This is a genomic window from Mycobacterium venezuelense (genome assembly GCF_054919535.1).
This window is the reverse complement of the sequence record NZ_JBONDW010000027.1, coordinates 24,041-37,805: the sequence shown is the minus strand read 5'-3', so window position 1 is coordinate 37,805 and position 13,765 is coordinate 24,041. Positions and strand designations below refer to the sequence as shown.

Genomic DNA, 13,765 nt, shown 5'->3' with positions numbered 1-13,765 from the left:
CGGCACAGCCGCTACACAAGCCTGGAGGGCAAGATCGTGCGTGAGTACAGTGCTGAATACAGTGTGCCGCCATCCTTCACCGTCGGCGAGCACGACAACATCGTCAGTTCGGTATTCACCCACGAGGCTGACGACCCCAACCATGTGATCTTCCGCCGCCTGGTCGACGGTGCCTGGACCGACGTGACGTGCGCCGAGGCCGCGAGTCAGATTCGTTCGGCAGCTTTGGGTTTGATCGCCGACGGCGTGCAGCCCGGTGATCGGGTCGCGATCCTGTCGGCCACCCGCTACGAATGGCCGATCATCGATTTCGCGATCCTGTCGGTCGGCGCGGTGACAGTGCCCATCTACGAGACGTCATCGGCCGAGCAAGTGCGGTTCGTACTGGAGAACTCCGGTGCGGCGGTCGTGTTCGCCGAGTCCGACGCGCACGCCGACACGGTCGAGCAGCTCAAAGGTGACCTGTCCGGTCTGCGCACGGTCCTTACGATCGACGGCTCGACGACCCCGGCGCTGCAATCGCTGGCCGAGACCGGCAAGTCCGTCGACCCCGCCGAGCTCGACAAGCGGCTGGCCGGTATCCGATCCGCCGATCCGGCCACCCTCATCTACACCTCGGGCACCACGGGTCAGCCCAAGGGCTGCCAACTGACCCATTCCAACCTGCTCTACGAGATCCGCGGCGCCAAGGAGTGCTTCCCCACCCACCTGGCCAAGGGCGAGCGGATGCTGGTGTTCCTGCCGCTGGCCCACGTCCTGGCCCGCGCCATCACGATCGCGGCGTTCACCAACAAGGTCACGCTCGGCTTCACGAGCGACATCAAGAATCTGGTGCCGATGTTCGCGGTGTTCAAGCCGACGCTCGTCGTCTCGGTTCCGCGCGTGTTCGAGAAGGTCTACAACACCGCCGAGCAGAACGCCCGCAACGACGGCAAGGGCAAGATCTTCGAGATCGCGGCCGACACCGCTATTGAGTGGAGCCGGGCACAGGACACCGGAGGCCCGGGCCTGGTGCTCAAGCTCAAGCACGCGGTGTTCGACCGCCTGGTGTACGGCAAGTTGCGGGCCGCGCTCGGCGGCGAGTGCCACGCCGCCATCTCCGGTGGCGCACCGCTCGGCGAACGCCTCGGCCACTTCTACCGCGGTGTCGGGCTGTCCATCTACGAGGGCTACGGGTTGACCGAGACCAGCGCCGCGATCACCGTCAACCGCGTCGGCGAGCTCAAGGTCGGTTCGGTCGGAAAGCTCGTGCCCGGCAACAGCATGCGCATCGCCGATGACGGAGAGCTGCTGGTCAAGGGCGGCGTGGTGTTCAACGGCTACTGGAAGAACGAGGCCGAGACCAACGCGGTCATCTCCGACGGCTGGTTCCATACCGGTGACCTCGGCGCGATCGACGACGACGGCTTCCTCACCATCGTCGGCCGTAAGAAGGAGATCATCGTGACCGCGGGGGGCAAGAACGTCGCACCCGCGCTGCTCGAGGACCGACTGCGCGCGCATCCGTTGATCAGCCAGGCGATGGCCGTCGGCGACAAGCAGCCGTTCATCGCCGCTCTCATCACGATCGATCCGGAAGCCTTCCCCGGCTGGAAGGACCGTAACGGTAAGAGCGCGAGCGCGACGGTCGCCGAGCTTGCCGAGGATCCCGACCTGACCGCCGAGATCGACCTCGCGGTCAAGGAGGCCAATCATGCGGTGTCGCATGCCGAGGCCATCCGCAAGTTCCGGATCCTGCCGGTCGACTTCACCGAGGACACCGGCGAGTTGACGCCGACGCTCAAGGTCAAGCGCAAGGTCGTGGCCGAGAAGTTCGCCAGCGACATCGCCGCGCTGTACGGCTAGCTAGCCGCTCAACAGTTCGGCGAGGCGGGCGCCTTTGGCCCGCCACTGCCAGTTGTCGACCGCCCAGTGCCTGCCTGCCACGCCCATCGCGGCGGCGCGGCCCGGGTCGGCGAGCAGATCGCCGACGGCCGTCGCGATCGCGCTGACATCGGTGCCGTCGACGACCGTGCCCGTCTGCCCGTCGAGCACGGTTTCGGGTGCACCGCCCGACGTGCCCGCGACGACCGGTACCCCGCAGGCCGAGGCCTCCAGGTACACGATGCCCAGACCTTCGACATCCAGTCCCGCCCCGCGGGTCCGGCACGGCATGGCGAACACGTCGGCCATCGCGTGATGGGCGGGGAGTTCCGCCGCTGGTACCCCCCCGGTGAAGATGACGTGGTCGGCCACACCGTGGTCCCGGGCCAACCGCTGCAATGTCTCGAGATACGGTCCGCCGCCGACAATGGCCAGCGCGGTGTCGGGGATTCGGCGCCGGATCGCCGGTAGCGCGCGGATCAGCATGTCCTGGCCCTTGCGCGGCACCAGCCGGGACAGGCATACCACCACGGGACGGTCTCCGAGGTCGTAACGCTCGCGCAGTTGCGCACGCGCCGCGGGATCGGGCTGGAACCGGTCGGTGTCGACGCCGGGGGCGAGATGTTCGAGCGCCGCGTTGGGACCGAACGCCGAGGCGAACCGGCCGCGTGTATAGCGGCTGACGAACGTGACGACGTCGGCATCCTCACCGATTCGGCGAAGCGCGGTACGCGCCACGGGCAGCATCGACCACCCCACCTCGTGCCCGTGCGTGCTCGCCACCACGCGGCGGGCCCCGGCGCGACGCGCCAGCGGGCCGAGTAGAGCCAGGGGTGCGGCCGCACCGAACCAGACGGTTTCGATGTCGTGCTCGCGGATGAGCCGGGCCATGCGGATCGCGACAGTCGGCTCGGGCACCATCAGGGTCGTGGGATGGCGCACGATCCGGTAGCCGTTCCGCTCGGCTTCCGCGTCGTAGTCGGCGCACCCTTTCCACTTCGGCGCGTACACCGTGAGCTGGTGCGAACCGTTTCGCGTCAACTCGCCGACGAACGCCTCCAGGTACGACTGAATGCCGCCGCGACGCGGTGGAAAGTCGTTGGTGACCAACAGAACCCGCGTCACAGCGTCATCCTTGTAACCATCGGCGATCAGGCTAGCCGCTCAGCCACCGTCGCCAACCGGCGACCACCTCGTCGAGGTCGGCGCCCAGGGCATCGCGCACCGCGGTCGCCACGTCGGGATGACCGATCCCGCACGCCCGCACATACAGGTCGCGCAGCGCAGGCACGCCGTAGGTCTCGGCGACGTAGCGACTGAACCACCAGGCCCGGTCGTAGGCCAACGACCGCGCGGCGCCCGGCGAGTCGAGGTCGGCATCGGTGGGCAGTTGCCCGAGCACGCTTGCCTGTTCCGGGATGGCGGTCGGTGGGCGGCCGACGTAGTCGGCCACGCCCTCGGTGAGCCACCGGGGCGCGTCGGCGGCGGTCTGCGACCGCGCCGCGTAATGAAACAGCTCATGGCGCAGGACAGTCCGCAAGGCCGCCGGGCTCATCGCGGCCGCACCGGGCGCGAACATGATGCGTTGGGCCGTCGTGGTCGCGGCGATGTCGCCGACGCCTCCGGCCAGAACCCGGAACTGCTCATCCGATGCGGCGACCGCGATGACGACATCCCTGCGCCAGTCCGGGCCCCAGAACGCCGTCACCGCCTCGACGGCACCGGGCAATTCGGCACGGATGCGGTCGAGCAGGACGCCGGCATGCCTGCCCCCCAGCGCAAGAAGCTCAGCAGTGCGACCGTCGGGCAGTTCCATCCTGGTGCCGGCGGCGGGGGCCGTCGAAACGGCAGGGACACCGGGCGGTGTGCCTGCGGGCGCGGACTCGGGTGGCGCATGTGCCATCAGGACGGCTGCGGCAAGGCCGAGTTCGGACAGCAGCACTACCGCGAGTGCCGGGCGCCGGAATCGGACGTCAGTACCGGCGGACGTTGTAGATCGGCGCATTGTTGACCGGGGCGACCCGTACCGGGGTGCCGTAGGTCGACGCGTGCACCATCATTCCGTCGCCGATGTAGATGCCCACATGCGAGGCATCCGAGTAATAGGTGACCAGATCGCCCGGCTGCATCTGATCCTGCGAGACGGGCTGACCGCCGCGGGCCAGCGCCTGGCTGGAGTGCGGCAGCGAGATGCCTGCCTGCTGGAACGACCACATCACCAGACCGGAGCAGTCGAAGGCGCTTGGACCCGAGCCACCCCACGAGTACGGTGAACCGATCCGGCTCAGCGCAGCCTGGATGACCGTGGAGGAATGGCCGCTGGGTGCACCGCCAGGAATCGCGGCCTCGGGCGGGGCGATGTCGCCCGGCGGAATGCCGTTCGGCGGTGCTGCCAACACGCCGGGATCGTTCGCTGGTGGCAACGCACCCGGAGCCGGTGCGGGCGGCGCGGCGGGGGCAGGCGGGACAGCGGCGAGCGCCTCGCGCTGAACCGGCGTGAGGGCCTGGTACTGGGACTTGACGACGGCGATCTGCACCTGCAGTTGACTTTGCTTGGATTGCAGATCGGCGCGCACTGCGGCGGCTTGCTCGGCGGCGGTCTTGGCGTCGGCGGCCGATTTTGCCGACGCCTGCTCGGCCGCGGCAGCCTTCTCGCCGACCGAGCGGAAGTTCTGCATCTGCGCCGACATCTGGGTCGCCATCACACGCTGCACGGCGAGTTGCTCGATCAGCTGCTGCGGAGAGTCGGCGGTCAGGATCGCGTCCACACCGGAGGTCCGACCGCCCATGTACTGCGCGGCAGCAACTTTGTTCACCGACGCCTGGAACGTTGCCAGCTGAGCCTTTGCCTGATCGGCGGCGGCCAGGTCATCGGCGTGCTTCTTCTCCGCCGCCTGCTGAGCTGCCAGCTTCTCGTTGAGATCCAACTGCGCCGAGTGCATCGCCTCGGTGGTCTGCTCAGCCTGGCGCGACAGTTCGTTGAGCTTTGCCAGTGCGTCTTCGGCGGGATCGGCCTGCACACTTCCGGCGAAAAGTCCCGACATTAAAGTCAAGGCCGCTATTGCACCTGCAACGGGTCGCTTGACACGACTTGTGGGCCGGTGCGCGCGGTCGTGCCTCAAGTTTTCGTCCTCACAACTGGCGTTAGCGAGCCGCCTCGAACTGCTCTTAGGTCTCAGATAGGTTACGAAACGGCATCGGGGTTGTCCAACAGGAGATGCAAATTTAACAGCCCCTCAGGCATATTTTCCTGTGCGACAACGGATGCGTGTCGTCAGGCGACCCCAGACGCACCGTTCCGGTGAATCGGAACGAGCCGCAGCCGCGGCGCCAAACCCACGTCAGCGAGCACTTCCAGGGCCTTGCGTTCGTCGTCCAGCAACTTTTCGGGCACGCCGAGCAACACACTGACAACGCAGTCCTGACAGCCCGGCCCGCGCACCGCGCAGTCGTCGCAGTCGATGATCACACTGCCGGTGTCACCGGGATCGCCGCCGGGCTGGCCGCCCTGCCGCATTCCGCTCATCTTGACCGTCCTCTCGTTCGGTGTTGCGCGCACGGTATCGCCGGCTACCGACAAGCGTGTCGCCCGAGCGCTGTCGGTGGCTGTCCCTACCGTCATCGGCATGGGCGACGGCGGGCAACTGGCTTTCGAGCTCGACGCCGTATCCCTCGCCGACACCACGTTCGTCGTCGTCGACCTGGAAACCACCGGCGGGCGCGCGACCCCGGCGCAGCCCGGCGGCCCGCACGACGCGATCACCGAGATCGGCGCCGTCAAGGTCCGCGGCGGCGAGGTGCTGGGCGAGCTCGCCACCCTCGTCGACCCCGGCCGGGCCATACCGCCCCAGATCGTCGAACTGACCGGCATCACCACGGCCATGGTGCGCGATGCGCCGAGGATCGAATCGGTGCTACCGGCGTTCCTCGAATTCTCGCGGGGCGCGGTGCTCGTGGCCCACAACGCCGGGTTCGACATCGGGTTCCTGCGCGCGGCAGCCGAACGGGCCCAACTCAACTGGCCGCGCCCCCCGGTGCTGTGCACGGTGCGCCTGGCCCGTCGCGTTCTCACACGCGACGAGGCGCCCAGTGTCCGGCTCTCGGCGCTGGCACAGTTGTTCCGTTCCACCACCACGCCGACCCACCGGGCCCTCGACGACGCGCGCGCGACCGTCGACGTTCTGCACGGGCTCATCGAGCGCGTCGGCAATCAGGGTGTGCACACCTACGCCGACCTGAAGTCGTATCTGCCCGACACCACACCGGCCCAGCGACGTAACAAGGCGCTGGCCGATCGATTGCCGAACCGCCCAGGGGTGTATCTGTTTCGCGGGCCGTCGCGCGAGGTGCTCTACGTCGGCACCGCGGTCGATCTGCGGCGCCGGGTGCGGCAGTACTTCACCGGCGCCGACCCCCGCGCCCGGATGAAGGAGATGGCCTCCCTGGCTTGCGCGGTCGACCACGTCGAGTGCGCGCACGACCTCGAGGCCGGGGTGCGGGAGCTGCGGTTGCTCGCCGCCCACGCACCGCCGTACAACCGTCGCTCCAAATCGCCGCAGCGGTGGTGGTGGGTGGCGCTGACCGACGAAGCGTTCCCCCGCCTGTCGACGGTGCGAAACCCCAAGCACCGCACGGCGCTCGGGCCGTTCTCGGCCCGGTCCGACGCGATCGACACCGCCGCGCTGCTGGCCCGCTTCACCGGAATGCGAACCTGCACAGCCAGGCTCGGCGCGGCGGCGGCCCACCACTGCCCCGAACGTGAACTCTCGCCATGCCCGGCCCCGCAGGGCGCAGGCGCGGCCGATTATGCGGCGACATGTCGGCGGGCCGCGGCGCTCATCGACGGCACCGACGGCACCGTGCTGGCCGCCATCCTGGCCCACATCGAGCAGCTGGCCGCCGCGGACCGGTACGAGACCGCGGCGCGGTTACGGGATCACGCCGCGGTGGCCATCGAGGCGCTGTGGCGCGGTCAGCGACTGGCCGCGCTCGCCGCATTGCCCGAACTCGTCGCGGCGCGCGCAGACGGCAACGGCGGGTGGCACTTCGCCGTGGTCCGGCATGGTCAGCTCGCAGGCGCGGGTACGGCACCGCGGGGCGTGCCGCCCATGCCGGTCGTCGACGCGATCTGCGCATCCGCGCAAGTCGTGCTGCCGACGGCCGGACCGCTCGGCGGCGCCTTGGTGGAGGAAACCGCGCTCATCGCCCGCTGGCTGGCGACGCCAGGGGTACGGATCGTGCGCACCGACGCAAGCGCACGCGAGGACGATTCGGGCCTCGGCTACGCCAGCCCGATCGGTGCGGCGGGCCGCTACGCAGAGTGGGCCGCGACGGCCCGTTCCGCCCGGCTGGCTGCCCGCCAGCTGGAGCGCTCAGAGCTGTTGACCGAACCGCACCCAGCGCGAGAGCAGTTTCTCGGCCGCACCGGAGTCGATGGCCTCGGCGGCACGCGCCAGCCCGGACTCCCACGCCGGGACCCACTTGGCGTCGCTGGCTAGCCCGGCGTGGGCCACCATTGCCCCGGCCGCGTTGAGCACAACGGCGTCACGCACGGGGCCCTTGGCTCCGCCGAGCACCGCGCGAGCCTCCGCGGCGTTGGCCGCCGCGTCACCGCCGACCAGCTCGCTGATCTCGGCGCGCGGGAAACCGAACGCGGCGGGATCGAACGTCAGCCGCTCCATCGTGCCCGCCTGGACCCGCCAGATCGTGCTCGTCGTCGTGGTGGTCAGCTCGTCGAGGCCGTCGTCGCCGTGCACCACGAGTGCGCTCGAACCGCGGGTGGCGAACACCCCGGCCATGACCTCGGCCAGATCCGCCCACGCGCAGCCGATCAGCCCGGCGCGCGGCGTGGCCGGATTGGTGAGCGGCCCAAGCAGATTGAAGACCGTCGGGACCCCGATCTCGCGGCGCACGACAGAGGCGTGCCGGTATGACGGGTGGAACTGCGGCGCGAACGCGAACCCGATACCGACCTCGGCGACGCTACGGGCCACCTCGTCGGGGCCGAGGTCGATACGGACCCCGAGCGCTTCGAGGGTGTCGGCGCCACCCGAGAGCGACGACGCCGCCCGGTTGCCGTGCTTGACCACCGGGACGCCACACGCCGCGACGACGATCGAAGCCATCGTGGACAGATTGACGGTGTTGGCTCCGTCGCCGCCGGTGCCGACGATGTCGACGGTCGCGGTTCCGATCTCGTTCGTCGGCACGCGACGCGCGTGCGACAGCATGATGTCGGCGAGTTCGCGAACTTCGGCCGAGGTCGGGCGCTTCATCTTCATCGCCACGGCGAATCCGGCGATCTGGGCGGGCGTCGCAACGCCGGTCATCATCTGATCCATGGCCCATGCCGCGTGACCGTTCGGCAGGCCCTGGCCCGTGGTGAGCCGCCCGAGGATCCGCGGCCACGACGGCGCGGAATCGGGGCCGGACTGGGACGAGGACAGCTGCGATGATCCGGATGTCACCGCCGAATGCTATCGCCCACCGCTCATACCACCCGGACACATCCCGACACGAATCCGGCCAATTGCTCGACCCGGGTGGAGTTCGACAACTACAAAGCGTCATACTTGCGGATGTGACGAGCGCTGTAGGTACCTCGGGAACCGCCATCACGTCGCGCGTTCATTCGCTGAACCGACCGAATATGGTCAGTGTCGGCACCATCGTGTGGCTTTCCAGTGAGCTGATGTTCTTTGCTGGACTCTTCGCGATGTATTTCACCGCGCGCGCCCAGGCTGCTGGTGATTGGCCGCCCGAGCCAACCGAACTCAATTTGGCCCTTGCTGTACCGGTGACGCTGGTCTTGATCGCGTCGTCGTTCACCTGCCAGATGGGCGTCTTCGCCGCCGAGCGCGGCGACGTCTTCGGCCTTCGCAGGTGGTACGTCATCACGTTCCTGATGGGCCTGTTCTTCGTATTGGGCCAGGGGTACGAGTACCTGCATCTGGTCGACCACGGCACCACGATTCCCGGCAGCGCCTACGGGTCGGTCTTCTACCTGGCGACCGGATTCCACGGCCTGCACGTCATCGGCGGCCTGGTTGCCTTCATCTTCCTGTTGGCCCGCACGAAGATGAGTAAGTTCACGCCGGCGCAGGCCACCGCGGCGATTGTCGTCTCGTACTACTGGCACTTCGTCGACATCGTCTGGATTGCGCTGTTCGCAACCATCTACTTCGTCCGATGATCGGCTCGCCGATGCGTCCCATGATCGGCTCGCCGATTCCTCCGAAGAGAAGGAGTTCGATGACCAGCAAGTCGCGCCGTCGGCTACGTCGGCGATTGTCAGCAGGTCTACTGCTGTTGATCGGCCTGGCAGTCGCGGGTGGTGTTGCGGCCACGCTGACGCCGACACCGCAGGTCGCGGTGGCCGACGAATCGCAGTCGGCTCTGCTCCGCACCGGCAAGCAGCTGTTCGAGACGTCCTGCGTGTCGTGCCACGGCGCGAACCTGCAGGGCGTTCCCGATCGTGGCCCCAGCCTCATCGGAACCGGCGAGGCGGCGGTGTACTTCCAGGTGTCGACCGGCCGGATGCCCGCGATGCGCGGTGAGGCGCAGGCGCCCTCGAAGCCCGAACACTTCGACGAGTCGCAGATCGACGCGCTCGGCGCCTACGTCCAGGCCAACGGCGGCGGCCCGACGGTCCTGCGCGACGAGCACGGTGGCGTGGCCCAGGAGTCGCTCATCGGCTCCGACGTCGCGCGCGGCGGCGACCTGTTCCGGCTGAACTGCGCGTCGTGCCACAACTTCACCGGCAAGGGCGGCGCGCTGTCCTCCGGCAAGTACGCACCCGATCTCGGTGACGCCAATCCGGCACAGATCTACACCGCGATGCTGACCGGGCCGCAGAACATGCCGAAGTTCTCCGATCGGCAGCTCTCCCCCGAGGAGAAGAAGGACATCGTGGCCTACGTCCGCGAATCGGCCGAGACCCCGAGCTACGGCGGCTACGGCCTCGGCGGCTTCGGGCCGGCGCCCGAGGGCATGGCGATGTGGATTATCGGAATGGTTGCCGCCATCGGCGTGGCGATGTGGATCGGATCACGAGCATGAGCCAAGACATCCCGGACAACAAGGGCGACGTCAAGGGAACCGACACCCCCGGTCAGATGGGTGCTCCGGGCCAGCCCACCGACGCAGAACTCGCGACGATGTCGCGCGAACAGCTGGTCGACCTCGGCGGCAAGATGGACGGCGTCGAGACGATCTTCAAGGAGCCGCGCTGGCCGGTTCCCGGCACCAAAGCCGAGAAGCGCGCGGAGCGTACCGTCGCCTATTGGCTTGTGCTGGGCGGACTTTCGGGCCTGGCACTGCTGCTCGTCTTCATCTTCTGGCCGTGGGAGTACCAGCCTTTCGGCTCCGAGGGCGAGTTCCTCTACTCACTGGCCACCCCGCTGTACGGCCTGACGTTCGGGCTCTCGATCCTCGCCATCGGTATCGGCGCGGTGCTGTTCCAGAAGAAGTTCATCCCCGAGGAGATCTCGGTCCAGGAGCGCCACGACGGCGCCTCCCCCGAGGTGCACCGCAAGACGGTCGCGGCGAACCTCACCGATGCGCTGGAAGGCTCGACCATCAAGCGCCGCAAGCTCGTCGGCCTGTCGCTGGGCATCGGCCTCGGCGCGTTCGGCGCAGGCACGCTGGTGGCGTTCATCGGCGGCTTGATCAAGAACCCGTGGAAGCCCGTGGTTCCCACCGCGGAGGGCAAGAAGGCCGTGCTGTGGACGTCGGGCTGGACCCCGCGGTTCCACGGCGAGACGATCTACCTCGCCCGCGCCACCGGGCGGCCCGGCTCGTCGCCGTTCGTCAAGATGCGGCCAGAGGACCTCGACGCCGGCGGCATGGAAACCGTGTTCCCGTGGCGCGAGTCCGACGGAGACGGCACGACCGTCGAGTCCGAGCATCACCTGACCGATATCGCCATGGGCGTGCGCAACCCGGTCATGCTCATCCGCATCAAGCCGGCCGACATGCACAAGGTGGTCAAGCGCAAGGGCCAGGAGAGCTTCAACTTCGGTGAGCTGTTCGCGTTCACCAAGGTGTGCTCGCACCTGGGTTGCCCCTCGTCGCTGTACGAGCAGCAGACCTACCGCATCCTCTGCCCGTGCCACCAGTCTCAGTTCGACGCCTTGCATTTCGCAAAGCCCATATTCGGTCCGGCTGCGCGCGCGTTGGCGCAGCTGCCCATCACCATCGATAAAGACGGGTATCTCGTCGCCAACGGTGACTTCATCGAGCCCGTCGGACCGGCATTCTGGGAGCGCAGATCATGAGCCCTGACCTCGCCAAGATGGCAGCCGCACAAGGTGATGCGATCGATTCGCGTTACCACCCGTCCGCGGCGGTACGCCGGCAGCTGAACAAGGTGTTCCCCACCCACTGGTCGTTCCTGTTGGGTGAGATCGCTCTGTACAGCTTCATCGTGCTGCTCATCACGGGCGTGTGGCTGACCCTGTTCTTCGACCCGTCGATGGCACACGTCACCTACGACGGTGTGTACCAGCCACTTCGGGGTGTTCAGATGTCGCGGGCCTACGAATCGGCCCTGGACATCAGCTTCGAGGTGCGCGGCGGTCTGTTCGTCCGCCAGATTCACCACTGGGCCGCACTGATGTTCGCCGCCGCGATCATGGTCCACCTGGCGCGCATCTTCTTCACCGGTGCGTTCCGGCGCCCGCGTGAGGCCAACTGGGTGATCGGCTCGCTGCTGCTGATCCTGGCGATGTTCGAGGGCTACTTCGGCTACTCGCTGCCCGACGACCTGCTGTCGGGCATCGGCCTGCGCGCTGCGCTGTCGTCCATCACGCTGGGCATGCCGATCATCGGAACCTGGTTGCACTGGGCGCTGTTCGGCGGCGACTTCCCCGGCGAGATCCTCATCCCGCGCCTGTACGCCCTGCACATCCTGCTGATCCCGGGCATCATCCTGGCTCTCATCGGTGCGCACTTGGCGCTCGTGTGGTTCCAGAAGCACACCCAGTTCCCCGGCCCCGGCCGCACCGAGACCAACGTCGTCGGTGTGCGCGTCATGCCGGTGTTCGCGGTCAAGTCGGGTGCGTTCTTCGCGATGGTCACCGGCGTGCTCGGCCTCATGGGCGGCCTGCTGACCATCAACCCGATCTGGAACCTGGGTCCCTACAAGCCTTCTCAGGTGTCGGCGGGTAGCCAGCCCGACTTCTACATGATGTGGACCGAAGGTCTGGCACGTATCTGGCCGGCCTGGGAGTTCTACCCCTTCGGCCGCTACACCATCCCCGCGGTGGTCTGGGTCGCGGTCATCATGGGCCTGGTGTTCGCGCTGCTGATCGCCTACCCCTTCATCGAGAAGAAGGTCACCGGCGACAACGCCCACCACAACCTGTTGCAGCGTCCGCGTGACGCACCCGTGCGTACCGCGATCGGCTCGATGGCCATCGCGTTCTACATGGTGCTCACCCTGGCGGCCATGAACGACATCATCGCGCTCAAGTTCCACATCTCGCTGAACGCGACGACCTGGATCGGCCGTATCGGCATGGTGGTGCTGCCCGCGATCGTCTACTACATCGCCTATCGCTGGGCCATCTCGCTGCAGCGCAGCGACCGCGCGGTGCTCGAACACGGCATCGAGACCGGCATCATCAAGCGACTGCCACACGGCGCCTACGTCGAATTGCACCAGCCGCTCGGCCCGGTCGACGACCACGGCCACCCGATCCCGCTCGAATACCAGGGCGCCGCGTTGCCGAAGCGGATGAACAAGCTCGGCTCCGGTGGTGCACCCGGCACCGGCAGCTTCCTGTTCGCCGATCCCGAAGTGGAACACGAAGCGATCACCGAGGCCGCACACGCCTCCGAACGCAAGGCGCTCACCGCACTCAAGGAGCACCAGGACCGTATCCACGAGAACGGGGAGCCCAACGGTCACCACTGACCGTCCCCGGTAGATTCACCCGATCGCCGCAACCTCCTCAGGGAGGTTGCGGCGATTGTCTTATGACGGCCTTCCGGCGTGAGCTCGCGCTGCCGGTCGCACAGAATTGCGGCTCACGTATGTAGCGCCAGGGCGATTTTCGACGGTCGACAACGCCGTAGCGCTACATACGCGAAGCGAGCATTCAATAGTCTGGAACCGTGACGTCGTTCTTCGTATCCGATAGGTCAGGAGAACTAATACCGCAGGCGATCTCGGCCAGCGTTTGGTCGGATACTCAGCTCGGTGGCTACGCGGTCTGTGGAGTGCTGGCTCGCGCGATTGAATTGGACGCTGACGCTGAGGATTTCATTCCGGCACGCCTGACGGTGGACCTCTTTGCACCCGTACGAACCGAGCCGCTCACCGTGCACTCGTCCACGGTCCGCCGCGGGCGCCGGATCATCATGATGGACGCCGCCGTTACGCAGTCAGGCGAACCCCGAGCACATGCCACTGCCATCTACCTGCCCACCACCGCAGATCCGCCCGGAGACTTGTGGCACAGTCATGATCTCCCCCCTACCCCGCCACCTCCGGGCGACAGCGACGGAATCGGACCGCCGTTGATCAAGAGCGGAGACGACGACTGGACTACCGATTTCGTCCGCAACAACAATGCCAAGCGCAAGTCAATATGGCAATACTTTCCGTCCTTGGTCGACGACGAGCCGCTAACCCCGTTTCAGAACGCCGCCCTGATCGCCGAGAACACCAGCCTCGTATGCAATTGGGGCACCCATGGGCCAGGATTCATCAACGCCGACACCACACTGATGCTCACCCGTTTGCCGATCGGCCCGGAACTTGGCCTGCATGCTGACGACCAACTCAGCTGCAACGGCGTCGCTGTCGGTGCGGCAACACTATTCGATCGTCATGGCCCCGTCGGCAAATGCAGCGTCACTGCGCTCGCTAACGTCCGTCGGCAACGCACCGTCACCTGAG

11 protein-coding genes and 1 pseudogene are annotated in these 13,765 nt (G+C 67.4%); 7 read left to right on the top strand and 5 right to left on the bottom strand.

Going from position 1 to position 13,765, the window contains the following annotated elements; all coding sequences use genetic code 11:
- Window positions 1-36: 36 nt before the first annotated feature.
- Window positions 37-1,845 (top strand): AMP-dependent synthetase/ligase, encoded by a 1,809-nt coding sequence (locus ACRCUN_RS30835; RefSeq protein ID WP_462145406.1) that lies wholly within the window; start codon window positions 37-39, stop codon window positions 1,843-1,845.
- On the opposite strand, the gene pimB is transcribed toward ACRCUN_RS30835, so the two are convergent.
- From pimB to ACRCUN_RS30815, 4 genes are all read right to left on the bottom strand, one after another.
- Entirely contained in the window at window positions 1,846-2,988 is a 1,143-nt protein-coding gene (pimB, locus tag ACRCUN_RS30830) for a GDP-mannose-dependent alpha-(1-6)-phosphatidylinositol monomannoside mannosyltransferase (protein WP_462145405.1), read from the bottom strand. It abuts the gene before it with no gap.
- A gap of 31 nt (window positions 2,989-3,019) precedes the next feature.
- Window positions 3,020-3,868 (bottom strand): gluzincin family metallopeptidase, encoded by an 849-nt coding sequence (locus tag ACRCUN_RS30825; protein WP_462145404.1) that lies wholly within the window; start codon window positions 3,866-3,868, stop codon window positions 3,020-3,022.
- Complete coding sequence (ripC, locus tag ACRCUN_RS30820) at window positions 3,837-4,985, bottom strand: peptidoglycan hydrolase RipC (RefSeq protein WP_462145403.1); 1,149 nt, start codon at window positions 4,983-4,985, stop codon at window positions 3,837-3,839. Before ripC ends, ACRCUN_RS30825 begins: the two co-directional genes overlap by 32 nt.
- Before the next feature lie 152 nt (window positions 4,986-5,137).
- Window positions 5,138-5,380 (bottom strand): hypothetical protein, encoded by a 243-nt coding sequence (locus tag ACRCUN_RS30815; protein ID WP_462145402.1) that lies wholly within the window; start codon window positions 5,378-5,380, stop codon window positions 5,138-5,140.
- Here ACRCUN_RS30815 and ACRCUN_RS30810 point away from each other — a divergent pair.
- Window positions 5,325-7,298 (top strand): annotated as a pseudogene (locus ACRCUN_RS30810) (DEDD exonuclease domain-containing protein); the annotation flags it as partial. The gene ACRCUN_RS30815 and the pseudogene ACRCUN_RS30810 overlap by 56 nt on opposite strands.
- On the opposite strand, the gene trpD reads toward ACRCUN_RS30810, so the two are convergent.
- Complete coding sequence (trpD, locus tag ACRCUN_RS30805) at window positions 7,236-8,330, bottom strand: anthranilate phosphoribosyltransferase (RefSeq protein ID WP_462145401.1); 1,095 nt, start codon at window positions 8,328-8,330, stop codon at window positions 7,236-7,238. The pseudogene ACRCUN_RS30810 and the gene trpD sit on opposite strands and share 63 nt — an antisense overlap.
- 113 nt (window positions 8,331-8,443) lie before the next feature.
- On the opposite strand from trpD, the gene ctaE reads away from it, so the two are divergent.
- From ctaE to ACRCUN_RS30780, 5 genes are all read left to right on the top strand, one after another.
- A complete protein-coding gene (gene ctaE, locus ACRCUN_RS30800; protein WP_462145400.1) occupies window positions 8,444-9,055 on the top strand; it encodes an aa3-type cytochrome oxidase subunit III in 612 nt (203 codons plus the stop codon).
- 59 nt (window positions 9,056-9,114) lie between these two features.
- Window positions 9,115-9,921 carry a cytochrome bc1 complex diheme cytochrome c subunit gene (gene qcrC / locus ACRCUN_RS30795; RefSeq protein WP_067855577.1) on the top strand — a complete coding sequence of 269 codons (807 nt, stop codon included), beginning with the start codon at window positions 9,115-9,117 and terminating at the stop codon, window positions 9,919-9,921.
- Window positions 9,922-9,977: 56 nt separating this feature from the next.
- Window positions 9,978-11,138: a cytochrome bc1 complex Rieske iron-sulfur subunit gene (gene qcrA, locus ACRCUN_RS30790; protein ID WP_462145435.1), complete on the top strand. Its 1,161-nt coding sequence runs from the start codon at window positions 9,978-9,980 to the stop codon at window positions 11,136-11,138.
- Window positions 11,135-12,778, top strand: coding sequence for a cytochrome bc1 complex cytochrome b subunit (gene qcrB, locus ACRCUN_RS30785; protein WP_462145399.1), 1,644 nt, complete (start codon window positions 11,135-11,137; stop codon window positions 12,776-12,778). Before qcrA ends, qcrB begins: the two co-directional genes overlap by 4 nt.
- A gap of 305 nt (window positions 12,779-13,083) precedes the next feature.
- Window positions 13,084-13,764 carry an acyl-CoA thioesterase domain-containing protein gene (locus ACRCUN_RS30780; protein ID WP_462145398.1) on the top strand — a complete coding sequence of 227 codons (681 nt, stop codon included), beginning with the start codon at window positions 13,084-13,086 and terminating at the stop codon, window positions 13,762-13,764.
- Window position 13,765 lies beyond the last annotated feature (1 nt).